Source organism: Streptococcus sp. ZY171113 (genome assembly GCF_057748235.1).
In genome coordinates this window covers 2,224,492-2,248,560 of record NZ_CM173243.1, presented here as the reverse complement: position 1 = coordinate 2,248,560, position 24,069 = coordinate 2,224,492, and the positions used below count along the sequence as shown (strand labels likewise).

Sequence of the window (24,069 nt, the reverse complement as noted above, 5' to 3'; positions counted from 1 at the left end):
GCACCCCTTACCGTGCAAGAGAGAAGGCAGCTGTCAACCAGTTGTCAAGTTGAGGTGGTACCGTGTCAACCAGACGCCCTCACGCCAAGTTTTTGGCGTGGGGATTTTTCTTTCCCTAACTCACCAATTGAAGATTAAGTCATAAGGAGAAATCATGACCAAACCAATCATTCTGACGGGCGACCGTCCAACAGGCAAACTGCACATCGGCCACTACGTTGGCTCGCTCAAAAACCGTGTCCTCTTGCAAAACGAGGGCAAGCACGACCTCTTTGTCTTTCTGGCTGACCAGCAGGCTCTGACCGACCATGCCAAGGACCCGCAGACCATTGTGGAATCCATCGGAAACGTGGCTCTGGACTATCTGGCAGCAGGCCTTGACCCAGCCAAGTCAACGATTTTCATCCAGAGCCAGATTCCAGAGCTAGCGGAGCTGACCCTCTACTACATGAACCTGGTGTCTCTGGGACGCCTGGAACGCAACCCGACCGTTAAGACCGAGATTGCTCAAAAGGGTTTTGGCGACAGTATTCCAACAGGTTTCTTGGTTTACCCCATTGCTCAAGCGGCTGATATCACGGCTTTCAAGGCCAACTTGGTACCTGTTGGTACTGACCAAAAACCTATGATTGAGCAGACTCGGGAGATTGTTCGTAGCTTCAACCATGCTTACAACTGTGAGGTTCTGGTGGAGCCTGAAGGGCTTTACCCGGAAAATGAGGCGGCAGGCCGCCTGCCAGGTCTGGATGGCAATGCCAAGATGTCCAAGTCCCTCAACAACGGGATTTACCTGGCCGATGATGCCGACACGGTCAAGAAAAAGGTCATGTCCATGTACACCGACCCCAACCACATCCGTGTTGAGGACCCAGGCCAAATCGAGGGCAACATGGTCTTCCACTACCTGGACGTCTTTGGTCGTGAGGAAGACAAGGCTGAAATCGAAGCCATGAAGGAACACTACCAACGTGGCGGTCTTGGCGATGTCAAGACCAAGCATTACCTCTTGGACATCATGGAGCGTGAACTGGCCCCAATCCGGGAGCGTCGTCTGGAGTTTGCCCAGGATATGGGCGAGGTTTACCGCATGCTCCAGGCTGGCAGCGAAAAAGCCCGCCAAACAGCCGCTCAAACCCTGTCAGAGGTCAAGGCTGCCATGGGAATTAACTATTTCTAAACCACAAAGAGGCTGGGACTAAGTCCTGGCCTCATTAGTTTTTTCTCAATAGTTAAACTTGACGCAGAGGTTGAGTGCTTCAAGGCGTATTAGCCTTGAAGGTGGGAAATCTTGAGTTACCTTGCAACTCGACCCTCTAATTCGCTGATTTCATCAGCTTTTACAGCCCTAATCAAGGGAGTGAAACGGTCTGGGGAGAGACGTTTCAGTCTGAACGATGAAAATAAGGGAATGAGGGAAAATCGAACCCTGTGGGTTACCGATTGAGTCCCACTCCCTTTTTCTCTTTTTGGGGCAAGACCAGCCCAGTATTAGCTAGTCACTCCCAGACCAGCCTTATCAGCTCTGCTATTTCCCCAAACCTAAGGTTTCATCTTGTTGATCACCAGCCAAAGTAGCCCGGCATAGACCAGGGCAAAGCCAGCAAAGGCCCACCAGCCCAAGTGGCTGATGATGGCAGGTCCTAAGCCAAGGCCCAGACCAATCAGTAAGGCCCTCGCCCAATCTTTTTTAGTCATGCTAGTCCTTTCTTCTCACCTTAAACCATAGGTAGAGGTTGAGCCCGATGATGTAGAGAATGGTGCCAACTAAGGTAGCCACAGCCAGAAACTCAATAAAACCAGCGACAGGTTTGAGGACAGGGACCTGCTTGGCTAGCTGGATGGCAAAATAGGCGAGAAAGCCCAAAAGGGCAAGTTTGTATTTTTTCATGCCAGTTCTCCTTTGTTCCGTTTTTGGTCTTGTGACGACCTGTTCTTACTTCTATTATATCATCTGGCTAAGACAAGGACAAATTTTTGACGAAAAATTGGAAAAAATACTCTTCATTTTCTTGACAAATGATTTTAGCGTGATATGATAGTAACAATAAAAAGAAAGAGGTTTTACCATGTCAAATTGGGACACTAAATTTTTGAAAAAAGGCTTTACCTTCGATGACGTCTTGCTGATTCCAGCAGAGAGTCACGTCTTGCCGAATGAAGTGGATATGAGCACTCGTCTAGCACCTAATTTGACCCTGAATATTCCGATTATCACGGCAGCTATGGACACCGTGACTGAGAGCCAGATGTCTATTGCCATGGCTCGTGCTGGCGGTCTAGGTGTTATTCATAAGAACATGTCCATCGAAGCCCAGGCTGAGGAAGTGCGTAAGGTAAAACGGTCAGAGAACGGGGTTATCATCGACCCATTCTTCCTGACCCCTGAGCAAAAGGTTTATGAGGCTGAGGAGCTTATGGCCCGCTACCGCATCAGTGGTGTGCCGATTGTGGACAGCCCTGTTAGCCGCAAACTGGTGGGGATCATCACCAACCGCGACATGCGTTTCATCAGTAACTATGATGCCAGCATTTCTGAGTACATGACCAGCGAGGAGCTGATCACCGCACCTATCGGGACAGACTTGGAAACGGCCGAGAAGATTTTGCACGAGCATCGCATCGAAAAACTGCCTTTGGTTGATGAGCAAGGCCGCTTGTCTGGTCTCATCACCATCAAGGACATTGAAAAAGTAATCGAGTTCCCTAATGCCGCCAAGGACAAGTTCGGTCGCCTCTTGGTTGCTGCTGCTGTTGGCGTGACTTCTGACACCTTCGAGCGTGCCACAGCCCTCTTTGAGGCGGGTGCCGACGCTATCGTTATCGACACAGCTCACGGGCACTCGGCTGGCGTTCTGCGTAAAATCGCCGAGATTCGTGCCACCTTCCCTGACAAGACCCTGATTGCGGGCAATATTGCTACCGCTGAGGGCGCACGCGCCCTCTATGAAGCAGGGGTTGACGTGGTCAAGGTGGGTATCGGACCAGGTTCCATCTGTACAACCCGTGTCGTTGCGGGAGTTGGTGTGCCTCAGATTACAGCCATCTACGATGCCGCAGGCGTGGCGCGTGAGTACGGCAAGGCCATCATTGCTGACGGAGGTATCAAGTACTCAGGTGATATCGTCAAGGCCTTGGCCGCTGGTGGTAATGCCGTCATGCTTGGGTCTATGTTGGCTGGTACCGATGAAGCCCCAGGTGAAACTGAAATCTTCCAAGGCCGTAAGTTCAAGACCTACCGTGGTATGGGTAGCCTGGGTGCTATGAAAAAAGGCTCTGGTGACCGCTACTTCCAAGGTGGTGTCAACGAAGCCAACAAGATGGTACCAGAAGGTATCGAGGGTCGTGTGGCCTACAAGGGTGCTGCGGCTGACATCGTCTTCCAGATGGTTGGCGGTATCAAGGCAGGTATGGGTTACACGGGTGCAGCTAACCTTACCGAACTTCATGAAAAAGCCCAGTTTATCGAGATGTCTGGTGCAGGTCTGGTTGAAAGCCACCCGCACGATGTTCACATCACCAACGAAGCACCAAACTATTCAATTAGCAAGTAATCTTGACAGGGGCTCAGTCTTCTGTTAAGCTAGAAAGAGTTGGTCCTAGCTCAGTCTGGACCACTCTTTTTCTATAAATAAGCACTTGACAGGTCTGTAAATCTCTTGACAGAGCTGTCAATCAACTGTAAAGGAGTTATCATGCAGGGAATTTTATATGCCTTGGTGCCTATGGTGGCCTGGGGAAGTCTTGGATTGGTCAGCAACAAGATTGGGGGCACGCCCAACCAGCAGACCTTTGGGGTAACGCTGGGTGGATTTGCCTTTGCGACGGTTATTTTTCTTTTTGTTCAGCCTAGTTTGACCTGGCAGACCTGGGTCTTTGGGATTCTAGGTGGACTGCTCTGGTCTTTGGGGCAAAATGGTCAATTTACTGCCATGAAACACATGGGGGTGTCTGTGGCAAACCCATTATCGGGTGGTAGCCAGCTGGTGACAGGTAGCCTGATTGGTGCCCTGGTTTTTGGTGAATGGACCCAGACCATCCAATTTGTTTTGGGCATCATTGCCCTGATTAGCTTGATTATTGGTTTCTATTTCTCCAGTAAGGTTGATCCTGATAAGCCTGCTGACAACCAAGTTAATCTGGATTTTACTAAAGGTTTTCAGGCCCTGACCTACTCGACCTTTGGCTACATCAGCTATACGGTCCTCTTTAACAATATTATGAAGTTTGATGCACTTTCAGCTCTTTTGCCCATGTCCATCGGGATGATGCTGGGTGCCGCTGCTTTTATGAAATTTAAGGTCTCCTTGGAACCCGTTGTCCTCAAAAATGCCTTTGTAGGTATTCAATGGGGGCTGGGGAATGTCTTTATGCTCCTGGCTGCCCAGTCAGCGGGTCTGGCTATTGCCTTTAGTTTCTCTCAGCTGGGAGCCATTATCGGTATTATCGGGGGTATTATTTTCCTAGGGGAGAAAAAGACTAAGAAGGAGATGACCTGGGTTTACATCGGGATTGCTTGTTTCCTTGTTGGGGCAATTTTACTTGGTATTGTGAAATCTTACTAGGTTGACAGGGTTGTCAAGTGAGGTTGACAGTTTTGTAACCATGAAAAAGACGGCAAAAGCCGTCTTTTTTGATGATGTAAACTAGGTACCTATCTCTGATAGTCTCCGTTGCACACGGGAAAAGGCTTCTAAATCAGGGCTTTTGTCAAGTGTCCCCATATCAAGGGCTTGCCATCCTGCTGCTGTCAACAGCTGAGCAAATCGATCTTTGGCAGAGGAGTTGTCGCTAGCTAGGAGCATTAGTTTGTTTGGCGTATCAATGGCCTTGATAATAGTGAGGTAAGGAAAGCGTTCTGTTAGACCCAGGGCTGTTGATTGCAAGGCATTAGCTGGTCCAGTTTGGTCACCATGTTGAAGAGAGGGGCTCATGTCAATGATGACCTTGTGGACTAGATAGTCTTGATTGGGGTAAACGAGGCTGATCATGTCCTCGTAGGGCAGAGTGAAGAGGACATGATCAGCCTCAATAGCGTTATGGTCTCGGGTTAGCAGTTGGGCAGGAAGATTGGCTTCTTGAAACTGTTGGGCTAATTCTGTCGCCAGCTGACTTTGACCGATGATGGTTAGGTCAGTCCCCATAGGCTAGTTCTCCTCTCGAACCCCGTACTGATAAGGCACTCCAAGGTGTTCCCGCAAGGTTTCTCCCTCATAATCCTTATGGAAGACGCCTCGCTCTTGAAGAATCGGCACAACCTCGTCCACGAACTGTTTCAAATCGACCTTGTAGGTGTCCGGCATGACCCAGAAGCCATCGGCAGCACCGGCTTGGAACCAGTCGGTCAAATAGTTTGCGACGTCTTGAGGTGTTCCAACCGCAGCTGGGTGGTAATCAATGACAGAGTGGTAGACGATTTCACGCAAGGTCCATCCCTCACGGGCTACCTTGATGACGTTCTCAATCCGAGGGTCGCTGTATGGGGTCACCTGAACAGCGTCTAAAATACTTGGGGAAATCGGTTGTTCAATATCAGCTGGTGTGAAGTTCACCCCCAAAATGTGACCGATGTAGCCGATGCGTTGCAGGAGGGGCTTGCCATCCATAAAGGTTGCATGACGCTCAATAGCCTCTTTTTTGCTATTTCCCATCAGGGGCATGACACCAGCGATAAATTTGATGTCATCGGCCTTGCGACCGTTAGCAACTGCTGCCTCAAGGAGGGCCTGACGCATGGCTTGGCCTTGTTCAATGGTGTACAATTCACCGACAAAGACATCAGCGTATTTACCAGCGTAGGCAATGCTGTTGGCTGAGCCGCCTGAATGGATGATAACAGGCTGCCCTTGCTTGGATGGTGGGATCGGAAGGGTTCCTGTTAATTGAACATAGTCCCCACGAATAGCAGCTGTTTTGACTTGGTCATAGTCGGCAAATTCCTTGGTGTCATGATTGAGTTTGAGGGCATCTTCTCCCCAAGTCGCCCAAAGGGTTTGGACAGCTTCTGTAAATTCGTAAGCCTTCCCATAGCGGTCAAAGCTCGGTGAGATAGTCACGCCATGGGCTTGGGCACTGACACCGTTGGCACCTGTCACGGCATTCCAAGCGGCCCGTCCCTTGCTGACAGCGTCCAGGGTTTTGAACTGTCTAGCCAGCTCATAAGGATTGGACCAGGACGTTGCCCGAGTCACTCCCATACCGATGCGTTTAGTATGGTTACTCACGATGCTGGCAATTAAGAGGGGATCCATGCCCATGGTCTGCATATCACCGTTATCGCTGGCTTTAATGCCTGGAAAATCACCAAAAAACATGAATTGGAATTTCCCTTTTTCGGCCAATTGAGCTGCTTCGATATCTACGGAAATGTCTGGATAATCAGAGAGTTTAACCTCTGGATCCAACCAAGATCTAAAATTCAATCCTGCCGCACCAAACATGGCCAGGCCGATGAGCATTTGTTTTTGTTCTGTCATTTGTCTTGTCTCCTCATTTTATGATAGAATAAGTTTAACAGAAGCTGACCCGCTTGAAAAGACGGCAATTTTAAGTGGTTTAGTACACTTTTTTGAACCTTTTGATAGAAAGGCAGTTTATGACTAAGATTTGTCCCAAAGGTTTTTTACAGGAGGATCTTGAAAACCCTACCCCTCTCTTTTTCCTGCTCTCACCCACACCCTGCTTTCAGGTCGCTGGAAGCCCATGATTTTGGATTTTTTGGAAAATGGTGCCCAGCGATTTAGTGCCATTCAGAAACACCTGGGCAATCTGTCCCAAGGGTCTTTGACCAAGCAGCCCAAGGAAATGGAAACCGACCAGCTCATCAGCCGAACGGTTTATCCCCAAGTTCCGCCCCGTGTGGAATACAGCTTGACCGACAAAGGCAGGGCTCTTTTACCGATTTTGGAGCAGATGGTGGCTTTTGGACAGCAATACCAGCAAGATGCTCGTGTCAAGGAGGTTGACTGAGTTGTCAATATGATTGACACTATTGTAAATATAGGTTGACAGTAGAAAAAAGATGGCTAAGCCATCTTTTTCTTATATCAGCCAGTGAATTAATTGGCTACCGTAAAGCGTTCAAAGAGGTGGGCCTTGCTTTCCATATCGTCAACAATAGCGGCTGCTAAATCTGGTAGGCTGATGTCAGCTGGTTGGCCATCTGTGGTCAGGAGGACTTGGTCTTGGCCGATGCGGTAGCTGCCTGTGGCTTCAAATTGGACAGGAGCGACAGCAAACATGGCAGCTGGGGACAGGAAGGCCCAGTTGATGTCCCGTCGTTCTCTGAGCTCATTCAAGAGTTCCCGCGCAGCATTTGCCCCAGGGTAAACCTCAGCAGGAAAGTCTGGGGTATCCACCAGCTGGAGGTGATCGGCCACATAGAGGCTACCCGCACCACCGATAACGAGGAGGTAAGGCACCTCGGCCTGTTTGGCGGCTTCAAGGATGGCCTGGTAGCCTTTGGTAAAGTCCTCAGCTAGGTTTGGGTTTTCCCAGCCAGCATTGTAGGCGGAAATAACAGCGTCAACCTCAAGCAAGGCCTCTGTAAAGTCAGGGCTGTGGACGTCAATGGCACGAGCCTCAATCAAATCATGCTGAGGAATCTTGTCAATGTGTCGGGCTAAGGCAAGGACCTGGTGACCACGGGCAACCAATTCCTGAACACTAGCACTGCCGACCAAACCGGTTGCACCAATAACGGCAATTTTCATGAGAATTTCTCCTTTTGTTGTAATATTTTTAGTTACAACAAAAGATTAACACGTTTTTGTTGTCATGTCAATTGTTACAACTCGATTTTTTTCAGTTTTTTTGTTAAACTGGTTTTGAAAGGAAAGGTTATGGCATATTCGACCAAATTAAGCATTGCAATTCATATCCTGCTCGCCATTGTCCGTTTTGGAGATGAGGAGCGTCAGACTTCCACGGCTTTGGCTAGTAGTATTCAAATCAATCCTGTTATCGTGAGGAACCTGCTTCAGAAATTGAAGGCGGCGGGTTTGGTTCAGGTTGACAAGGGGGTTGGAGGCGCCCGCCTTCTTAAAAGGCCTGAGGAGATTAGCCTCTATGACATCTTCCTTGCGGTTGAAGAACGGCAGGAGCTCTTTAAGCAGCACGACAATCCCAGCCTTAACTGCCCTCTGGGCCGGCAGATTGAAGGTTTAATCAAACCTGACTTTGAGGATTTGGAAAGTCAACTTCATCAGCACTTGAGGGAAAAGTCCTTGCAGGAACTGGTCAATCGGATGGACTGATAAGAGCTTAGTGGTTAGGTATTTTGAAAGATGGTTGACAAGATTGTCAATCAATCTTTACAACTTTGTCAACATTAAAAGACGGGTTCTTACCCGTCTTTTAATGTGCCATTTTCGATGTGGAAAATCTTCAAATCATCTGGTAGGTTTTGGAGGTGGTCCAGACTGGTTGTGGTGATGAAGGTCTGGACATTCTCTTTGATGCCTTCCAGTAAACGCAGTTGCCGCTGATTGTCCAACTCGCTCATGACGTCATCCAGCAGCAAAATCGGGTAGTCACCCGTTTGAGCCTTGAAGAGTTCAATCTCGGCCATCTTGAGGGACAAGATTAAGCTCCGATGCTGGCCTTGGCTGCAAAAATCAGCTGGAATATCATTGATGAAGAAGGTTAAATCATCTCGGTGGGGACCGATGGAAGTGGTCCGTTTGAAGATATCCCGTTGGTGATTCTTTTCCAACTGGGCCAGGAAGTCTTCCTTGATGGTTGACAGGTCTGTCAAGGTGACAGAGGACTGGTAGCTGATGGTTAGGTGCTCCAGCTGATTGGAGATGGCGTGATGGTTCTTGTCGGCCTCGATTTCCAGCTGTTGGATAAAGTCCAGCCGGTGCTTGATGACCCGACTACCGAAGTCAGCCAACTGGTCGTCAAGGACAGACAAGAATACCGTGTCAACCTTGTCAGAGGATTTGAGGTAGGCATTGCGTTGTTTGAGGACGTGGTTGTAGCTTGACAGGTCTGACAAGTAGAGGGGCTTGATTTGGCCTAGGTCGATATCCATGAACTTACGACGCAGACTCGGTGAACCCTTGACCAACTGTAAATCTTCTGGGGCAAAGAGGACTACAGTCATCTTGCCGATGTAGTCAGACAGCCTGGTTTGCTTGAGATGGTTGGCTTTACACACCCTTCCCTTATCTGTCAAGATGATGTCAAGGGGTAGTTTGCCGCTGGCACGGTGAACCAGGCCGCTGATACTAAACTGGCTTTCGGTAAAGTTGACAAGTTCCTTGTCAGACCGGGTCCGATGGCTGCGGGTCAAGGCTAGAAAGTAGATGGCTTCCATCATATTGGTCTTGCCTTGAGCATTTTGCCCGAGAAAGATATTGAGTTTGGGTGAAAAGTGAGCCTCTGCCTCGGTATAGTTGCGGTAATGGTTCAGGTGAATGTGTTCTAGCCACATCAGTTTGCTCCTGGGAAGCGGACGGCAGGTTTCTTGGCCTTGTCATCTGTTTTTCGGTAGGTTTGGGTACGGCCTTGTTGAGCTGTTTTCTTGCCCTTATTGGCCTTGCCTTGGGCTGATTTGGTTTTGGCTTGTTCTTTTTTCAGGTTCTGGTTCATCTTTTTGACCAGTTCAGCCACCCGTTTTTTCTCGGCGAGCTCCAGTTCCCGCTCGGCTATTTCCACCGAAGACGGAGCAATCAGGGTGATGGTCTGACCTTGAGCAGGGAGTTCAACCACGTCGCCCAGGCGGAGCTTTTTGCCGCGGCGGTTTTCAGGTTCGGCGTTGACCAGGACGGTGTGCTCGGCCAAAAAGCCCTTGATGGCACCGCCGCTTTGGATGATGCCAGTCTCCTTGAGCAGGGCCTGGAGGGTGATAAATTCGGTGAAAAGTTTGTAATCCATGATGTCCTCGACTTTCTTTCCTCCTATTATAGCATTTTTGGGTCAAGTCGGCTAGAAAATGGTATAATGGAAAGACGAGACTAAACAGTAAGGGGCGGCTATGAAGATTGTTGATGGGGTCTACCTCCACTTTATTAAGGCAGAGCAGTTTAAGACCAACCAGGTGACCTGTCGGTTTTCAGCCGATGTGACCAAGGTCAACAAGGCTAGGCGGGCTTTGGTGGCCCAGTTGTTAGAGACGGCTAATGCTACTTACCCAACCTCCCGCCTCTTTCGACAACAGCTGGCCAATCTCTACGGGGCCCATCTGAGCACCAGCCTGTCAACTAGGGGGTTGGTTCATTGTTTGGATATTGACATGAGCTTTGTGGCCAACCCTTATGTGCCTGGACACGAGGATCTGGTGAGTGAGGCCTTGGCTTTTTTACGGTCGGTTCTTTACAAGCCCTTGACAATGGCAGAGCAGTATCAGAAGGCATTTTTTGACATTGAGCAGGTCAATTTAATCAATTACCTTGAATCAGACCGAGAGGATGTTTTTTACAGCAGTGACTTGTCTCTGGCTCGTCTTTTCTTTGAAGAAGAGGCTTTACAAGGTTCCAAGTATGGTAGCCCTGAGCAGGTTGCTCAGGAAAATTCTTACACTGCCTTGCAAGAATTTCGTCGCATGTTGGCTGAGGATCGAATTGATATTTTTGTGGTTGGGGATTTTGAGGAGTATCCGATTTTACAGAGCATTCATCAGTTTACCTTTAGACCTCGCAATCCACAGTTGAATTTCCTCTACCAGCAGGAGTATTCTAACATCACACATGAGGAATTGGAGCAACGACCTGTCAATCAGTCAGTCTTATCTTTGGCTTACCATGTGCCTGTGCTCTATGGTGATAAGACCTATTTAGCGGGCTTAGTTCTCAATGGCATTTTAGGCTTGTTCCCGCATTCCCTACTCTTTACAGAAATTCGAGAGAAGGCAGGTCTGGCTTACAGTATTTCTAGCCAATTCGATCCTTACCATTCCCTCTTGAAAATTCAGGCAGGGATTGACCGTTCAGCTCGTCAACAAACCATGCGTCTTATCAATCAACAATTGAGTCACTTGAGGACAGGACGATTTTCGTTGGAATTGGTGACTAAGACGAAAAAAATCCTCCTAAGCAATATCAAGCAAGCCCAGGATAATCATAAATCCTTGGCTGAGTTAGCCTATAATCGCTCTGTTTTTGGTGACAAGATGCTATCTTCAGAAGCCTTTATTCAGGCTCTAGCTGCTGTTACGAAAAAGGACGTGATGGCAGTGGCTCATCTGGTTAAATTACAGGCGGTTCATTTTATGGAAGGAGAGGGGTAATGACGGTTTTAGAGCGATTAAATTATGACCATATTGGTCAAGACCTTTACCAAACAGTTTTGGAAAATGGACTGAACCTGGTCATCATCCCAAAACCTGGCTATAAAGAAACGGTCGGCCTCATCCAAGTTGCCTACGGTGGAATTGACACAGAGTTTACAGTAGTTGACAAACCTGTCAAGACACCAAATGGTTTAGCTCATTTTCTAGAACATCAGATGTTTGAGCATGAGGACAAGGGTGATTTTTCCCAATTGTTTACGAGTTTAGGAAGCGATAGCAATGCCTTTACCAGCTTAGTTGCAACCAGTTATTACTTTTCTGGACTGGATAAGGTTAAGGAATGCTTGGAACTCTTACAAGATTTGGTCAGTCAAGCTCGCTTTACAGACCAGTCAATTCGTAAGGAAAAATCTGTCATCAAGCAGGAAATTGATATGTACCAGGATGACCCTGATTATCGCTTATACAGTGGTTTGTTGAGTCAACTTTACCCTCAAAGTCCTCTGTCTGAGGATATTGCTGGGACACCTGCTGGGATTGATGGCATTAGTCGTGAAGACTTGAATTTGGCTTTTGAGACCTTCTATCAACCTCAACTGATGACCCTTTTGGTGGTTGGAGATGTCGCTGTTGATGAGGTTTACAGCTGGGTTAAGGAAAAGCAACTTTCTTGTCAACATACTGTCAACTCAATCCTTGTCAAGCATGAGTTGACGCTACTTCCTGTTGTCAAGAAGGATTCTCTTACCATGGAAGTTGGCATGCCTAAGCTCGGGGTTGGCTTCCGTCTGCCTATTTTTCAAGGGAGTTTAATCAAGTACCGCTTGGCTTTGAGACTCTACCTTAACATGATTTTAGGATGGACATCAAAAACCTATCAGGACTGGTATGATAGTGGTCGGATTGATGATTCTTTTGATGTTCAGATTGAGGTTAATGATCGGTTCCAGTTTGTCATGATTTTACTTGATACCAAAGAACCAATTGCCATGGCGACCAAGATTAAGCAGGCTGTTAAGAAAGTGGCTCAGAATAAAGACATTTCTGAGGAGCATCTTTACACGCTGAAGAAGGAAATTTATGGGGATTTTGTGGCCAGCTTGGATCGGCTTGATGACCTGGCTATGGCTTATTTGGACCATGCAAGGCCGATGGAATCCTTCTTTGATTTTCCAGATCATTTGACGGAGTTGACCTTGGATGAGGTTCTTTCTTTGGGACAAGAGGCATTTAAGTTGGCAGAAATTGCTGAATTTACGATTTTTCCCAGCTAGATAACTTAACAAATCCAAGATTTTTGGTATAATTAAACTAAACGAATAAGAGAAAAGGATAACCCCATGACGAAAACTGTAGGTGACTTGCTCCGTGAAGCAAGAAATAAAAAAGGATTGGCTTTACAGACCATTGAACGGTCAACAGGTATCGCTACCCATAATTTGCTGGCCATTGAGTTGGATCAGTTTGCATTGATTGATGAGGCCCAGCTGGAGTCTTATTTGCGGACTTATGCAGAAGCTGTTGGTTTGGATTATCAAGTGTTGACCACTGCTTCTGGTTTCACCCTCACGCCATCTGCTAGTACAGAACAAGTGGCTGCTCCTGAAACTCAAGTCACTGCAAGTGCAGCGACGGTATTGCCAAGTCCCTCAATTCCTGCAGACCAGCCTGCAACTTCTGGTCATTTAAGCCGTCGAGCAACCCGCCAATCAGGCAAGGAAGGTTCTGGTGGCCTCTTCAAAGTGGTGGTGAGCTTATTGTTGCTAGCCGCACTTGTCTTTGCCGGTTTTACCCTTTACAAGGAATATTTTGCTAATGGGTCATCGAAAACGGAGGTCTCTGAACCATCGTCTACGAGCACCGCAGAAAGTTCCTCAACAACAGCTTCTAGTAGCACTGCTCCATCTTCGTCTGCCCCAGCAGCTAAATTTGCTATTACTGGCGGAGGGGATGCCATCACGGTCAATGTGACAGGGGCGAAAAAACCGGTTAAGATTGAGTTGAGTTTGACCGGAGCAGAGCAAAGTTGGGTAAGTGTCAGCAATTCAGATTTAGGTGAAGGTGGAACCTTGCTAAATGCTGATAAGAAAAGCGTGACCGCAACAATGATTGAGGGAGCCAACCAATCCTTTATCGAACTTGGGATTACTCAGGGCTTGACGATTAAAGTTAACGGTCAGACGCTTGACATGTCAGCTATCACAAGCCCAACAACCAGTGCGATTACGCTGAACGTTGAGTAGGCTAGACACATGTTGAAAAAAGAAAACCTTCCCAATCTCCTGACGGTGGTTCGGATTGTCCTGATCCCTGTTTTTCTGGTCTTTGCCTCCATTCCTGATGTCTTGGTTTGGCACCAGGTGGCCGCTGTAATTTTTGCGGTGGCTAGTCTGACGGATTATCTGGATGGCTATCTGGCTAGAAAATGGCAGGTGGTGACCAATTTTGGTAAGTTTGCTGATCCTCTGGCTGACAAGATGTTGGTCATGAGTGCCTTCATCATGCTGGTTGGTCTGGATTTGGCACCTGCCTGGGTCTCAGCTCTGATTATCTGCCGTGAGCTGGGAGTAACGGGTTTACGCCTGCTCCTGGTTGAGACCGGCGGCGAGGTTCTAGCGGCAGCCATGCCCGGAAAAATCAAAACGGTAACCCAGATGCTGGCAGTAATCTTCTTGCTCCTGCACTGGTCGCTTTTGGGCACCATCACCCTCTATGTGTCCCTCTTTTTCACCCTTTACTCGGGCTATGATTACTTCAAAGGGGCTAGTTTCCTCTTTAAGGACACCTTTCAGTAGGAGCGGACATGATTAAGTTAGAAGACGTTTATTTCAAATACGACAAGGACAGCCAAGCCTATGACTTGGCTGGTCTGTCGTTTCACGTGAAACAAGGCGAGTGGGTTTCCATCATTGGTCACAACGGCAGCGGGAAATCAACAACGGTTCGCTTGATTGACGGCCTCCTAGAGGCTAGTCAGGGCAAGATTTTTGTGGCTGGTCAGGAATTGACTGAGGAAACGGTATGGGACATTCGTCGGCGGATTGCCCTGGTCTTTCAGAACCCTGACAACCAGTTTGTGGGGGCAACCGTTGAGGACGACGTGGCCTTTGGTTTGGAGAACCAAGGCCTGGCTTATAGGGAAATGGCAGAGCGGGTCAAACAAGCCCTGGTTCAGGTTGGCATGTGGGACTATCGGACCAAGGAACCAGCCCGCTTATCGGGCGGTCAGAAGCAACGGGTGGCCATTGCAGCGGCCCTTGCCTTGCAGCCAGACATTATTATCTTGGATGAGGCCACCAGCATGTTGGATCCCAAGGGGCGTCTGGCCTTGATTGGACTGGTTGAGCAAATTCGCCGAGAGAGGCCAGTCACCATCCTGTCCATCACCCATGATTTGGATGAGGTTGCCCTGAGCGATCGGGTTCTGGTTATGCAGTCTGGCCGCTTGGTCTTGGATTGCAGCCCGCGGGAGCTTTTTGCCAAGGGTCCAGATCTGCTTCAATTGGGTTTGGACCAGCCCTTCTCCAGCCAGCTGGCTGAACAGTTACGGGCAGCAGGTTTGGCCTTACCAGAAGGCTACCTATCAGAAGATGAATTAGAGGACTACCTATGGGAATTACACTCACAGCAGTAGATTATACCTATCAGAAGGGAACGCCCTTTGAAGGGCGAGCCCTTTTTGATATCAATTTGAGCATTGCCAAGGGCTCCTACACAGCGGTTATCGGCCATACCGGTAGCGGCAAGTCAACCATCATGCAGCTGCTCAACGGTCTGCACCTGCCTGCCAAGGGTCAGGTAGCGATTGATGATTGGGTCATTAGCTCAACCAGCAAAACTAAGGACATCAAGCACCTGCGGCAAAAAGTTGGACTGGTTTTCCAGTTTCCTGAAAGCCAGCTCTTTGAGGAAACTGTTCTTAAAGATGTGGCCTTTGGCCCGCAAAATTTTGGCAAGTCTCCTGAAGAAGCCCAGGCATTGGCCAGAGAAAAATTGGCCCTTGTCGGGATTGCTGAGGACCTGTTTGACAAGAATCCCTTTGAACTATCTGGCGGTCAGATGCGTCGGGTGGCCATTGCGGGAATTTTGGCCATGGAACCTAAAGTTCTGGTTTTGGATGAACCGACCGCAGGCCTGGATCCCAAGGGCCGCCGCCAATTGATGACCCTCTTTGAGCAGCTCCATCAACTGGGTTTGACGGTTGTCTTGGTGACCCACCTGATGGATGATGTGGCTAACTACGCTGATCAGGTTTATGTTTTAGAGGCTGGTCGCGTGGTGAGGGCTGGCCAGCCTAGCGATGTTTTTCAAGACGTTGACTTTTTAAGGGACAAGCAACTGGGCTTGCCTAAGGCGACAGCTTTTGCCCATCGGCTGGCCCAACGGGGCATGGTCTTTGACCGCCTGCCCATTACAATGGAAGAATTAAGGGAGAAACTGGTCCATGGATAAGTTAATTTTAGGGCGTTATGTGCCTGGGGAGTCCCTTTTGCATCGTTTGGATCCCAGAGCCAAACTCTTGGCCATGTTTGCTTTTATCATGGTCATCTTTTGGGCCAACAACCTGGTGACCAACCTCTTGGTCCTGGTTTTTGTGGTGAGTTTAGTGATTCTGTCTCAGATTCGCTTGACTTACTTTATTCAAGGGATTTTACCCATGCTGGGATTGATTCTGTTCACGACCAGTTTTCAGCTCTTCTTTACTCCTGGGGAGCCTCTGGTCAAGCTCTGGTTCCTGCAGGTTACAGATAGGGGGCTCAGTCAGGCCCTGATTATTTGCGCCCGCTTTTTCTTCATCATCATCTTCTCCACCCTCTTGACGCTGACGACCACGCCCTTGAGCCTGTCGGATGCCGTAGAGGCCCTGCTTCGGCCCCTAAAGCCGCTCAAGGTGCCTGCCCATGAAATTGGGCTCATGTTGTCCTTGAGCCTGCGGTTTGTGCCGACTTTGATGGACGATACCACTCGGATCATGACGGCTCAACGAGCCCGAGGGGTGGATTTTGATGAGGGCAATATCTTGCAAAAGATTAAGTCGGTCATTCCAATCTTGATTCCCCTCTTTGCAGCTAGTTTTAAGCGGGCTGAGAATCTAGCTATTGCTATGGAAGCTCGAGGCTATCAGGGAGGAGATGGGCGGACCAAGTTCCGCCGCCTCATCTGGTCGTTTAAGGATAGTCTGGCAATGGTGGTCATGCTTGGTCTAGCTCTAGCTCTCTTTTTCTTGAGGCAAGTTTAATGGTAAAATCAATCTCCTATGATGACTGATATCATGGGAGATTGGTTTGTTTAGGGCTTAAATATGATGAATTTTCGTTAGTTTTACCTTTTCTTCATCTAGCCACAATAATTAGACATGAAATATTAACAATTTTGTAACATTTCCAAGCTAGAATAAGGTGTACTAAAGAAAAGGAAATAACTTAATATGTTAAAAAGAAGTCGGTCACGACGGGTAAAACGACTCAATCATTACAAGTCACTTTTGGCTTTGGTTTTGGTGACCATTATTAGTGTTCTTGGTTTGAAATGGTTTGGTCAAGGGTCAGTTCAGGACGTTGCTGTCGCTGATACTCAAGTAACCAGTCAATCCTCAACTCTACCATCTTCTTCACCGATTGAAGTGGTTAACCTTTCAGCGAAGATTGAGACTTCTGAGTCAGTACCTAGTTCTTCTCGTCAAATTCAAGAACCATCTGGCTCAGAGCAGGCTGCCTCAGTTTCTCAACAAGTGGAAAAAACGGAACCAGTCATGGAAGAAGTCGTTCACGTAGAGGAAGCTGTCGCTTATTACACTGAGCCAGTTGTAGAAGAAACGGTTGTTTATACCCAGACGTCAGCTCCCGCGACGACCTCTTATCCAGTGGTCTTGTCAAATGGTAACACAGCAGGTGCTATTGGGACAGAAGCGGCAGCCCGTATGGCTGCGGCTACTGGTGTTCCTCAGGAAACTTGGGAGTACATCATCGCTCGTGAATCTAATGGAGATCCTAATGTTGCTAACTCATCAGGAGCCTCAGGTCTTTTCCAGACTATGCCAGGATGGGGATCGACAGCAACTGTTGATGACCAAATTGATGCTGCTCTTAACGCCTATAATAACCAAGGTTTGGCAGCTTGGGGTTTTTAATTGTAAAAGGAACTCGAGTGAGTTCCTTTTTTCTTGTCATGAGAATGGCAGAGCAATCAGCTTATCGTCTAGGATTGAGCTGATAGAGCTCAAAACAGAGAGCTTAATCTGTCAATGACTTGTCAATCAATTCCTTGTTCAAGTTGACAGCTTACGGGAGCCTAGTAATCTTTTTGGCTTTTTCAGGAGCTTTCTTCCTTGTTAAAATTTGAATACAACTTATTTGGGTTGACAGATTTGTCAACCTGGTACTGGCTTAGGAGCTCAGCTATTCTCCAAAAATCTCCTTACTGTAAAATTTACCAGTCGGTGTGGCAGCGAGACCACCCTCAGCAGTTTCCTTGAAGGCTGTCGGCATGGCCTTGCCGACCTGGTACATGGCGTCAACCACCTCGTCTACAGGAATCTGGGATCGGATGCCAGCCAGGGCCATGTCAGCCGCAATCATGGCGAAGGAAGCCCCCAGGGCATTCCGCTTAACGCAAGGGACCTCAACCAGGCCAGCCACGGGGTCACAAATCAGGCCTAGCATGTTTTTGATGACGAAGGCCACGGCCTGGCTGGCCTGAAAGGCTGTGCCGCCTGAGGCCATGACTAGGGCAGCTGCGGACATGGCAGAGGCTGAGCCAACCTCTGCTTGACAGCCACCCTCCGCTCCTGAAATGGAGGCGTTGTTGGCGATGACCAGGCCAAAAGCCCCTGCGGTAAAGAGAAAGTCCAGCTGCTGGTCATTGTCCAGACCTAGCTTGTCAATGGCGACATTAAGGACGGCAGGGAGACAGCCAGCTGACCCAGCGGTCGGTGTGGCACAGACCAGGCCCATCTTGGCGTTGAGCTCGTTGACAGCCATGGCGTTGCGGACAGCGTAGAGGACGCTACTGTCAGCCAGGGTCTTGCCTGCGGCGATGTACTTGTCCATGAGGACGGCATCGCCACCCGTCAAGCCGCTGATGGACTTGCTTTCGGTCAGGCCGTTGACAACGGAAGATTTCATGACTTCCAGGTTTCGCTGCATGATAAAGCGGCTTTCGTCCTCGGTTCGGCCAGTTAATTCAGTCTCGGTGGCCAGCATGAGCTTGGCCACATTGCCCCCAAAATCATGGTCGGCCTGTTCAACAAGTTCTTTAATGGTGTAAAACATGGCGGGTCCTTTCTAAAGGTTTACAGTTTTGTCAACCTAGTCAAAGAAATTGACATTATGGAGATGCGGGATGTTGATAATCTCCTTGACAGCTTCTTGACAGTTGCGGGAATCTACCTCAATAATCATGATGGCTTTTTCGCCAGCACTCTCACGGGTCACGGTCATCTGGGAAATGTTGATGCCATAGTTGGACAGGATATTGGTCACCTTGGCAATCATGCCAGGAATGTCCTGGTGGACGATGATAAAGGTCGGCGTGTTCATCTTGAGGGAGACCGAGAAGCCGTTGAGCTCGGTCACCTCGATATTGCCCCCACCGATAGAAATGCCTGTGATGCTCATGTTCTTATCGCCCTTTTTGACCGTGATTTTGGCCGTGTTGGGGTGGGGGGCATTGCTGTCCTTGATGATGTTCCAGTAGATCCGCACCCCTTGCTGGTGGGCGATTTCCAGGGAGTTTTTAATGTCAGGATTGTCCGTGTCCATGCCCAAGATGCCTGCGACCAGAGCCAGGTCGGTCCCGTGGCCCTTGTAGGTCTTGGCAAAGGAGTTGTGGAGGTGGAAGGTTACCTCATCAGGCACTTCTCCAAAAATGGAATGGACAATCTTGCCAATCCGCACAGCCCCCGCCGTATGGCTGGACGAGGGGCCAATCATGACCGGCCCAATAATATCAAAAACAGACTGAAATCGAAGTGTTTTCATGGCTCGCTCCTTATTACTTGTCCTTTTATTATAACACGATTTCCGAACTTTTTCTCCTCTTTTTTTTGGCCAATAGCAGAGCTGACCAGGAGATTTTTCAGCTAATTTTTGGTATCATAGAAGCACTTGATTTTCCCTAGAAAGGCTCCGCTATGCCCCTCTTATCCAAGAAAAAAGCCCGCAAGGTCATTGAAGAAATCATTGCCCTCTTTCCAGATGCCCAGCCCAGTCTGGACTTCCGCAACCACTACGAGCTCCTGATTGCCGTCATGCTGTCTGCCCAGACCACCGATGCGGCCGTCAACAAGGCCACCCCAGCCCTTTTTGAGCGATTTCCGACCCCTCAGGAGGCGGCTCTGGCGACACCTGATGAGATTGCTCCCTACATCGCTCGGCTGGGCCTCTACCGCAACAAGGCCAAGTTTATGCATGAGTTGTCCATCCAGCTTCTTGAACGCTTTGACGGCCAGGTGCCCCAGACCAGAGAAGAACTGGAGAGCCTGCCAGGCATAGGCCGCAAGACTGCCAATGTTGTCTTGTCTGTCGGTTTTGGTATACCAGCCTTTGCTGTTGATACCCATGTGTCACGCATTTGCAAGCATCACAAGATTGCCAAGAGCACGGCCACTCCGCTAGAAATCGAAAAACGCGTCATGGACGTTTTACCGCCCGAACTCTGGCTACCAGCTCACCAGGCCATGATTTACTTTGGCCGGGCCATCTGTCATCCCAAGAACCCAGACTGTGACCAGTACCCACAACTTTACACCTTTGAGGACTAGGCTGACAGGAGAGTCAATTAAACTTGTAGTGTGCCTGGTTTTTAGAATAAGACAACGGAGAAGAATGGATGAAAGTTTTTAAGAATAAGCTTCTGTTGATTTTGCTACTTTCTTTGGCAATTTTCATGACGGTAGAGTATTACACACGGTTTTATATGCCTTATACTGATAGCGAGAGTCGTGTCTACTATGATGGTTTTGAACGCTTTAATCCCGATAGTATTCAAGTGTTTCCAGATTATTTTGCTAGTCCATTAGGGGCAGACCTTTGGTATACTGACGACTATATTATGGGGGTTAACTTTTTGGTGCACTCGGATTTTTATCGTTTGAAAAATCCTAAAAAAGAATATTATCAGCTGTATATTTTTGATCGCCAGTCGCCAGAAAAAGAACCTGAGGTGGTTGACCTCTTCGACCTTCTGTCTGAGAAACAATTAAGACGAGATCGCCCTAAGTATATCTGGACTGACTTGTATAAAGATTCAAATCGGGATAAATCCTATGTTGAGATAAATGTTAGACACGATAGTGATAAGAAATCTGATGCCTCAACATTTAAGTCCTACTTCTATGATTTGGAAGCAAAGAAACTCCTGTCTGATGACTCCAAACCTAATTTTAGCGATTTGGATTGGGCTAGTTCAACTAAAGATGGTGGTTGGCGGGAACGAACCCCTACTTACTGGTCAACCATTTTAGGACGCTCTGGCTTACCTATTGAAGGGCTTTCTCCAGGTCGTCGTTTTATGGTGTCTATTGACGAGGACGTGCTTCCTCATCTGACCTTGGGAGAACGCTACCCTCATCTCGTATCAGTAAATCAAGATATTAGGTTTTGGGGGGATGAAGACATGGACTGGACCTTGGAGCAGAGCCACCAGTTCTTGGATTTGTTGAAACGCAAGGAGCAGGCTAATTTTATGGATGGCTTGCTAGCCGACCCTAGTCAGGGCAACTTGAATGGGGATGGCTACTTTAGGAGGGTCGTCACCCTCGATAATCAAGCTCATGTGCTCAAATCCTTTGAGGACTACAATCGTTATGTGTACCACCGTCAAGAACTACCAATGGCTGATTTTTTGGCCAGAGAAGATGTTCGGGCCATTTTACAGGATGAAAAGTCTTCGCGTTTTCCGCTGGGGATCAATCTTCTAGATAACTCTGTGTTTACGATTGACTTGGCGGATAGAGACAGTCTATACATTATCAATGATGACTACTTTGATTTCGCTATTTTTAAGGCTATCCAGATGGAGAGAAAGGGGCGACACTATTATGAAGACTTACTTATTGGTCGTTCTGATTTGACAACCTATACGGAACTGATAGACAATCCTAAAGAAGTGATTGGTTATGATAGTAAAATCTTGCCTGTTCCGTATTATTATTATGACACCATACTAGAGATTGAGGAAGAGGAAACCTTGGAGCAGCTCTTTAAGCTCTTGACAGCTGGTAAAAAAGCCAACCTCCTAACTGTTCTCCAGATTTCGCAAGCGGCATTCGAAAAAGGTGATGTTACTTTCCGTGATGAAGTTTATGATAGGGGCTATCTTATCTCTACCAGCGATGTGAGAAATCTTATGACAGGTCCTTATCGCATTACGGACCCGACAAGTTTGCACTTGGCTACTTTAAACAACGTGGTCATCTTTGTCAAAGATGGGAAAATGACACCAATTCAATTAGCCGTTCCAGAAAAGTCAGCGAATTGATGAACAGGGGTGCTCTCTCTGACTTTGATGCTTGAGTTAGAACTGATAAATAACTTGACAGGATTGTAAAGATTGTGTAAAGACCGCTAAAATTGCGGTCTTTTTAGTTTTTTCAAGGCCTTTCATGATATACTATAAGAAATAGTCATGCGGAGCTTGTGGTCGCGGGCGTACATGGCAAAGCCCAGGCTAAAGCCACCGCCAGCCGAGTCGCCCATAAGGGTGATGTTGAGCGGGTTTGCCGTCTCTGCAAGGATCTGCTTGTAGAGAGCCTCCATCTTGGGGAAGGCGTCCTCATGGGTGTAGGCAGGCGCCTTGGGGTAGATGGGGAAGACCACCTTGGCGTCCAAGGCCTTTGAGAGGTTATCCAGGGCTGGAAAATGGAAGGGGGTTGGTTGGGCCACATAGGCACCGCCGTGGATGTAAAAGAGCACCTTTTGGTTGGGGTCCTGCTTGTCGTTCCAGGTGAAGACCTGCATGCCGTCCACCCTGGTTTCTGTTACCTCTTGGGAAAGCTTGGGTTTGGCAAAGGGCTGGTCGCTGATGGCCTGCTGCTCAGCCAGAAAGGCTTCAAATTGCTCTTCTGGCTGCTCCTCTAGCCCCTTCTTGGTGCCGTTCAACCAAAAGTAGCCTTCCACCACCCAGCTGGCTAGAGACCGTTGTTGGATGAGGCGGGCATAGCCCCATAGCAGAGCGGTGATGGTGAGTAGGACCAGGCCTGCTCGTTTCAGGTGTTTTGTCATGGTTTTTCTCCTTCTTGTGTTTTGGACTTATTTAGTATAAACTATGAAGTAACTTTATAGTCAAGGAGAACGTTCCATGAACAGCAAAGAATTTGTCGCCCGTAGTGGTCTGGCCATTTCCACCGTCCGTTATTATGAAAAAATCGGCCTCCTGCCAGTCCCTGTCCGTGGGAATAACAACTACCGCTCTTACGAAGAGCGGCACCTCATCCTTGCCCGATTTATCAAGGACATGAGCTTGAGTGGCTTTTCCCTCAAGGACATCGGGGTCTTTTTAGAAGACCTACAACAGAAACACGACCTGACCGACGTGGCCAAGGCCAACCTGCGTGACCGCCTGCTGGAAATTGACCAGCAGATTGAGCAACTGGGTCAGCTCAAAGCTATTTTATCTGATCTGCTTGAATCCCAGAGTGAACTAGTTTCCCTGCTGGCAGCCTTGCAGGACCAGTTGTGACTTCTTAGCCAAGTTGAAAAAACAAAAACAGCTGTTCCTCAAGCTCAGGCTAGCTAAAGGAGCAGCTGTTTTATGATTGGTTAGAGAAGCTACATAAACACTATGGTTGACTGATAAAGTCTAAAATCATCTCATAAGCAGCCTGAGCTGCTCCGGTTTTATCGTATTTGAGGTTGGACAGGTAGCCGTGGGCAGTTAAGCCATAGGTCTCCTCGTCCGTGTGAAAGTAAGTATTGGTCACCCCAAGCTGACTGAGTTTGTCGCTGAAGGCTCTCATATCTTCTGGGAAACCGTCAGCTGTGCCTGCCAGCATGATTGAAGGTGGGTAGTCAGCTGTCAGGTAAGGGATGGGGTTATACTGTTCTAGGAGGTTGGATTTTCTCCATAAAAGGTTATCATCCAGATAGTTTGATATCATCAGGTCTAGTGCCAGATTGCTGCTGGGGATTTGAAAGGGTGCATCATCAATGACCATGGCTTGGACTTGAGAGCTGGTGAGTTTGGGCTCTTGGGTCAGCTCGTAGAGGGCTCGGTAGTCAGGGTTTGACAGAATGGTGCCGTACTGACCAACCATGATAGCGCCAGCCGATTGACCAAAGAAAATGACCTTGTTCATGTTGAGGCCAAGCTCTTTTTGATGGTCCACCAGATAGTTGACCGCCTCGTTCATCTGAATGATGGGATCTGGGAAGTGGTAGTCAGGCACGAGAACATAGTTGACATTGACCAGATTATAGCCTTCCTGGACCAGCTTGTCAAAGAGGTAGTTGCTATCGTCGTTGGCAGCTAAAGGGTCCCCCATGGCCTTGTCGCCACCGAAAAATCCCCCACCATGGAAATAGATAATAGTTGGCCTATCAACACTGGTATCCTCAGACGGATAGGAAATATCCAAGAAAGAGTTGGGATAGGTTGTCCCATATTGAATATCATTGCGGTAATAAATCCCGTTCTCCTTGACCTGTTGTGAAGGGGGATTGAGCGGTTCTGTCGGATTAATGGCCTTGCCATTCGGATACATAGCTGACTGAATGACGCTAATGACGAGTTGAGGTTTGAGGGCAATAGCTCCCGCTAGGAGGATAAATAGGCCGATTAGACTGGCTAGGGTAAGCCCTAAAATCTTCCAGAGTTGTTTTGATTTTTTCTTCTGTGTCATT

The 24,069-nt window shown here is 48.2% G+C and carries 27 protein-coding genes; 16 read left to right on the top strand and 11 right to left on the bottom strand.

Features of this window, described 5'->3' with window-relative positions; translation table 11 throughout:
• Window positions 1-154: 154 nt before the first annotated feature.
• Complete coding sequence (trpS, locus tag AC3ARB_RS10870; RefSeq protein ID WP_488320556.1) at window positions 155-1,177, top strand: tryptophan--tRNA ligase; 1,023 nt, start codon at window positions 155-157, stop codon at window positions 1,175-1,177.
• Window positions 1,178-1,539: 362 nt separating this feature from the next.
• On the opposite strand, the gene AC3ARB_RS10865 is transcribed toward trpS, so the two are convergent.
• Both AC3ARB_RS10865 and AC3ARB_RS10860 read right to left on the bottom strand, forming a co-directional pair.
• Window positions 1,540-1,695 carry a hypothetical protein gene (locus AC3ARB_RS10865; protein ID WP_488320555.1) on the bottom strand — a complete coding sequence of 52 codons (156 nt, stop codon included), beginning with the start codon at window positions 1,693-1,695 and terminating at the stop codon, window positions 1,540-1,542.
• 1 nt (window position 1,696) lies between these two features.
• Window positions 1,697-1,888 carry a hypothetical protein gene (locus tag AC3ARB_RS10860; protein ID WP_488320554.1) on the bottom strand — a complete coding sequence of 64 codons (192 nt, stop codon included), beginning with the start codon at window positions 1,886-1,888 and terminating at the stop codon, window positions 1,697-1,699.
• Between the two features lie 178 nt (window positions 1,889-2,066).
• On the opposite strand from AC3ARB_RS10860, the gene guaB reads away from it, so the two are divergent.
• Complete coding sequence (guaB, locus tag AC3ARB_RS10855; RefSeq protein WP_488320553.1) at window positions 2,067-3,551, top strand: IMP dehydrogenase; 1,485 nt, start codon at window positions 2,067-2,069, stop codon at window positions 3,549-3,551.
• A gap of 141 nt (window positions 3,552-3,692) precedes the next feature.
• A complete protein-coding gene (locus AC3ARB_RS10850) occupies window positions 3,693-4,562 on the top strand; it encodes a GRP family sugar transporter (RefSeq protein ID WP_488320552.1) in 870 nt (289 codons plus the stop codon).
• Window positions 4,563-4,643: 81 nt separating this feature from the next.
• On the opposite strand, the gene AC3ARB_RS10845 is transcribed toward AC3ARB_RS10850, so the two are convergent.
• Window positions 4,644-5,141, bottom strand: coding sequence for a hypothetical protein (locus tag AC3ARB_RS10845; RefSeq protein ID WP_488320551.1), 498 nt, complete (start codon window positions 5,139-5,141; stop codon window positions 4,644-4,646).
• A gap of 3 nt (window positions 5,142-5,144) precedes the next feature.
• The gene (locus AC3ARB_RS10840; RefSeq protein WP_488320550.1) at window positions 5,145-6,473 is read right to left on the bottom strand and encodes an NtaA/DmoA family FMN-dependent monooxygenase; all 1,329 of its coding nucleotides are present in this window, start codon (window positions 6,471-6,473) and stop codon (window positions 5,145-5,147) included.
• Between the two features lie 226 nt (window positions 6,474-6,699).
• Between AC3ARB_RS10840 and AC3ARB_RS10835 the strand changes: the two genes are divergently transcribed.
• Window positions 6,700-6,966, top strand: coding sequence for a winged helix-turn-helix transcriptional regulator (locus AC3ARB_RS10835; protein WP_488320549.1), 267 nt, complete (start codon window positions 6,700-6,702; stop codon window positions 6,964-6,966).
• Between the two features lie 89 nt (window positions 6,967-7,055).
• Here the strand turns inward: AC3ARB_RS10835 and AC3ARB_RS10830 are convergent, their stop codons facing one another.
• Entirely contained in the window at window positions 7,056-7,709 is a 654-nt protein-coding gene (locus AC3ARB_RS10830) for an NAD(P)-dependent oxidoreductase (protein WP_488320548.1), read from the bottom strand.
• A gap of 129 nt (window positions 7,710-7,838) precedes the next feature.
• Here AC3ARB_RS10830 and AC3ARB_RS10825 point away from each other — a divergent pair, with 129 nt between their 5' ends.
• Window positions 7,839-8,252, top strand: a complete 414-nt coding sequence (locus AC3ARB_RS10825) for an RrF2 family transcriptional regulator (protein ID WP_488320547.1) — start codon at window positions 7,839-7,841, stop codon at window positions 8,250-8,252.
• Between the two features lie 89 nt (window positions 8,253-8,341).
• On the opposite strand, the gene recF is transcribed toward AC3ARB_RS10825, so the two are convergent.
• Together recF and yaaA are read right to left on the bottom strand one after the other, a co-directional pair.
• Window positions 8,342-9,433: a DNA replication/repair protein RecF gene (gene recF, locus AC3ARB_RS10820; RefSeq protein WP_488320546.1), complete on the bottom strand. Its 1,092-nt coding sequence runs from the start codon at window positions 9,431-9,433 to the stop codon at window positions 8,342-8,344.
• Window positions 9,433-9,876 (bottom strand): S4 domain-containing protein YaaA, encoded by a 444-nt coding sequence (gene yaaA / locus AC3ARB_RS10815; protein WP_488320545.1) that lies wholly within the window; start codon window positions 9,874-9,876, stop codon window positions 9,433-9,435. The genes recF and yaaA overlap by 1 nt, the downstream gene beginning before the upstream one ends.
• A gap of 100 nt (window positions 9,877-9,976) precedes the next feature.
• Between yaaA and yfmF the strand changes: the two genes are divergently transcribed.
• The 8 genes from yfmF to AC3ARB_RS10775 all read left to right on the top strand — a co-directional run bounded on the left by yfmF (window position 9,977) and on the right by AC3ARB_RS10775 (window position 17,360).
• Window positions 9,977-11,227, top strand: coding sequence for an EF-P 5-aminopentanol modification-associated protein YfmF (gene yfmF / locus AC3ARB_RS10810; RefSeq protein ID WP_488320544.1), 1,251 nt, complete (start codon window positions 9,977-9,979; stop codon window positions 11,225-11,227).
• Window positions 11,227-12,504: an EF-P 5-aminopentanol modification-associated protein YfmH gene (yfmH, locus tag AC3ARB_RS10805; RefSeq protein WP_488320543.1), complete on the top strand. Its 1,278-nt coding sequence runs from the start codon at window positions 11,227-11,229 to the stop codon at window positions 12,502-12,504. Before yfmF ends, yfmH begins: the two co-directional genes overlap by 1 nt.
• A 66-nt stretch (window positions 12,505-12,570) precedes the next feature.
• A complete protein-coding gene (locus tag AC3ARB_RS10800) occupies window positions 12,571-13,473 on the top strand; it encodes a helix-turn-helix domain-containing protein (RefSeq protein ID WP_488320542.1) in 903 nt (300 codons plus the stop codon).
• 9 nt (window positions 13,474-13,482) lie between these two features.
• Window positions 13,483-14,025, top strand: a complete 543-nt coding sequence (gene pgsA / locus AC3ARB_RS10795; protein ID WP_488320541.1) for a CDP-diacylglycerol--glycerol-3-phosphate 3-phosphatidyltransferase — start codon at window positions 13,483-13,485, stop codon at window positions 14,023-14,025.
• A gap of 8 nt (window positions 14,026-14,033) precedes the next feature.
• On the top strand, window positions 14,034-14,864 hold the full coding sequence (locus AC3ARB_RS10790) for an energy-coupling factor transporter ATPase (RefSeq protein WP_488320540.1): 831 nt from the start codon (window positions 14,034-14,036) through the stop codon (window positions 14,862-14,864).
• Window positions 14,840-15,682, top strand: coding sequence for an energy-coupling factor transporter ATPase (locus AC3ARB_RS10785; RefSeq protein ID WP_488320539.1), 843 nt, complete (start codon window positions 14,840-14,842; stop codon window positions 15,680-15,682). The genes AC3ARB_RS10790 and AC3ARB_RS10785 overlap by 25 nt, the downstream gene beginning before the upstream one ends.
• A complete protein-coding gene (locus tag AC3ARB_RS10780; RefSeq protein WP_488320538.1) occupies window positions 15,675-16,469 on the top strand; it encodes an energy-coupling factor transporter transmembrane component T family protein in 795 nt (264 codons plus the stop codon). The genes AC3ARB_RS10785 and AC3ARB_RS10780 overlap by 8 nt, the downstream gene beginning before the upstream one ends.
• 189 nt (window positions 16,470-16,658) lie before the next feature.
• Window positions 16,659-17,360 carry a transglycosylase SLT domain-containing protein gene (locus AC3ARB_RS10775; protein ID WP_488320537.1) on the top strand — a complete coding sequence of 234 codons (702 nt, stop codon included), beginning with the start codon at window positions 16,659-16,661 and terminating at the stop codon, window positions 17,358-17,360.
• Window positions 17,361-17,628: 268 nt separating this feature from the next.
• Here AC3ARB_RS10775 and sdaAA read toward each other — a convergent pair whose 3' ends face one another.
• The gene (gene sdaAA / locus AC3ARB_RS10770) at window positions 17,629-18,501 is read right to left on the bottom strand and encodes an L-serine ammonia-lyase, iron-sulfur-dependent, subunit alpha (protein WP_488320536.1); all 873 of its coding nucleotides are present in this window, start codon (window positions 18,499-18,501) and stop codon (window positions 17,629-17,631) included.
• A gap of 36 nt (window positions 18,502-18,537) precedes the next feature.
• On the bottom strand, window positions 18,538-19,209 hold the full coding sequence (sdaAB, locus tag AC3ARB_RS10765; protein WP_488320535.1) for an L-serine ammonia-lyase, iron-sulfur-dependent subunit beta: 672 nt from the start codon (window positions 19,207-19,209) through the stop codon (window positions 18,538-18,540).
• A gap of 152 nt (window positions 19,210-19,361) precedes the next feature.
• Here sdaAB and nth point away from each other — a divergent pair, with 152 nt between their 5' ends.
• Window positions 19,362-19,991, top strand: coding sequence for an endonuclease III (nth, locus tag AC3ARB_RS10760; RefSeq protein ID WP_488320534.1), 630 nt, complete (start codon window positions 19,362-19,364; stop codon window positions 19,989-19,991).
• A 68-nt stretch (window positions 19,992-20,059) separates the two neighbouring features.
• Window positions 20,060-21,709, top strand: a complete 1,650-nt coding sequence (locus tag AC3ARB_RS10755; RefSeq protein ID WP_488320533.1) for a hypothetical protein — start codon at window positions 20,060-20,062, stop codon at window positions 21,707-21,709.
• A 122-nt stretch (window positions 21,710-21,831) separates the two neighbouring features.
• Here AC3ARB_RS10755 and AC3ARB_RS10750 read toward each other — a convergent pair whose 3' ends face one another.
• The gene (locus tag AC3ARB_RS10750; RefSeq protein ID WP_488320532.1) at window positions 21,832-22,452 is read right to left on the bottom strand and encodes an alpha/beta hydrolase fold domain-containing protein; all 621 of its coding nucleotides are present in this window, start codon (window positions 22,450-22,452) and stop codon (window positions 21,832-21,834) included.
• A gap of 76 nt (window positions 22,453-22,528) precedes the next feature.
• Between AC3ARB_RS10750 and AC3ARB_RS10745 the strand changes: the two genes are divergently transcribed.
• Complete coding sequence (locus tag AC3ARB_RS10745) at window positions 22,529-22,909, top strand: MerR family DNA-binding transcriptional regulator (RefSeq protein WP_488320531.1); 381 nt, start codon at window positions 22,529-22,531, stop codon at window positions 22,907-22,909.
• A 100-nt stretch (window positions 22,910-23,009) separates the two neighbouring features.
• Here AC3ARB_RS10745 and AC3ARB_RS10740 read toward each other — a convergent pair whose 3' ends face one another.
• Window positions 23,010-24,068, bottom strand: coding sequence for an alpha/beta hydrolase (locus tag AC3ARB_RS10740; RefSeq protein WP_488320530.1), 1,059 nt, complete (start codon window positions 24,066-24,068; stop codon window positions 23,010-23,012).
• Between the last annotated feature and the right edge of the window lies 1 nt (window position 24,069).

Coding starts and splice junctions, on each gene's coding strand:
- AC3ARB_RS10830 (WP_488320548.1), bottom strand. CDS start 7,709: ATGAAAATTGCCGTTATTGGTGCAACCGGTTTGGTCGGCAGTGCTAGT.
- AC3ARB_RS10740 (WP_488320530.1), bottom strand. CDS start 24,068: ATGACACAGAAGAAAAAATCAAAACAACTCTGGAAGATTTTAGGGCTT.
- AC3ARB_RS10825 (WP_488320547.1), top strand. CDS start 7,839: ATGGCATATTCGACCAAATTAAGCATTGCAATTCATATCCTGCTCGCC.
- AC3ARB_RS10850 (WP_488320552.1), top strand. CDS start 3,693: ATGCAGGGAATTTTATATGCCTTGGTGCCTATGGTGGCCTGGGGAAGT.
- AC3ARB_RS10745 (WP_488320531.1), top strand. CDS start 22,529: ATGAACAGCAAAGAATTTGTCGCCCGTAGTGGTCTGGCCATTTCCACC.
- sdaAB (WP_488320535.1), bottom strand. CDS start 19,209: ATGAAAACACTTCGATTTCAGTCTGTTTTTGATATTATTGGGCCGGTC.
- AC3ARB_RS10835 (WP_488320549.1), top strand. CDS start 6,700: ATGATTTTGGATTTTTTGGAAAATGGTGCCCAGCGATTTAGTGCCATT.
- AC3ARB_RS10840 (WP_488320550.1), bottom strand. CDS start 6,473: ATGACAGAACAAAAACAAATGCTCATCGGCCTGGCCATGTTTGGTGCG.
- nth (WP_488320534.1), top strand. CDS start 19,362: ATGCCCCTCTTATCCAAGAAAAAAGCCCGCAAGGTCATTGAAGAAATC.
- AC3ARB_RS10785 (WP_488320539.1), top strand. CDS start 14,840: ATGGGAATTACACTCACAGCAGTAGATTATACCTATCAGAAGGGAACG.
- yfmH (WP_488320543.1), top strand. CDS start 11,227: ATGACGGTTTTAGAGCGATTAAATTATGACCATATTGGTCAAGACCTT.
- AC3ARB_RS10860 (WP_488320554.1), bottom strand. CDS start 1,888: ATGAAAAAATACAAACTTGCCCTTTTGGGCTTTCTCGCCTATTTTGCC.
- sdaAA (WP_488320536.1), bottom strand. CDS start 18,501: ATGTTTTACACCATTAAAGAACTTGTTGAACAGGCCGACCATGATTTT.
- AC3ARB_RS10845 (WP_488320551.1), bottom strand. CDS start 5,141: ATGGGGACTGACCTAACCATCATCGGTCAAAGTCAGCTGGCGACAGAA.
- AC3ARB_RS10790 (WP_488320540.1), top strand. CDS start 14,034: ATGATTAAGTTAGAAGACGTTTATTTCAAATACGACAAGGACAGCCAA.
- trpS (WP_488320556.1), top strand. CDS start 155: ATGACCAAACCAATCATTCTGACGGGCGACCGTCCAACAGGCAAACTG.
- recF (WP_488320546.1), bottom strand. CDS start 9,433: ATGTGGCTAGAACACATTCACCTGAACCATTACCGCAACTATACCGAG.
- guaB (WP_488320553.1), top strand. CDS start 2,067: ATGTCAAATTGGGACACTAAATTTTTGAAAAAAGGCTTTACCTTCGAT.
- pgsA (WP_488320541.1), top strand. CDS start 13,483: ATGTTGAAAAAAGAAAACCTTCCCAATCTCCTGACGGTGGTTCGGATT.
- AC3ARB_RS10775 (WP_488320537.1), top strand. CDS start 16,659: ATGTTAAAAAGAAGTCGGTCACGACGGGTAAAACGACTCAATCATTAC.
- yaaA (WP_488320545.1), bottom strand. CDS start 9,876: ATGGATTACAAACTTTTCACCGAATTTATCACCCTCCAGGCCCTGCTC.
- AC3ARB_RS10755 (WP_488320533.1), top strand. CDS start 20,060: ATGAAAGTTTTTAAGAATAAGCTTCTGTTGATTTTGCTACTTTCTTTG.
- AC3ARB_RS10750 (WP_488320532.1), bottom strand. CDS start 22,452: ATGACAAAACACCTGAAACGAGCAGGCCTGGTCCTACTCACCATCACC.
- AC3ARB_RS10800 (WP_488320542.1), top strand. CDS start 12,571: ATGACGAAAACTGTAGGTGACTTGCTCCGTGAAGCAAGAAATAAAAAA.
- AC3ARB_RS10780 (WP_488320538.1), top strand. CDS start 15,675: ATGGATAAGTTAATTTTAGGGCGTTATGTGCCTGGGGAGTCCCTTTTG.
- AC3ARB_RS10865 (WP_488320555.1), bottom strand. CDS start 1,695: ATGACTAAAAAAGATTGGGCGAGGGCCTTACTGATTGGTCTGGGCCTT.
- yfmF (WP_488320544.1), top strand. CDS start 9,977: ATGAAGATTGTTGATGGGGTCTACCTCCACTTTATTAAGGCAGAGCAG.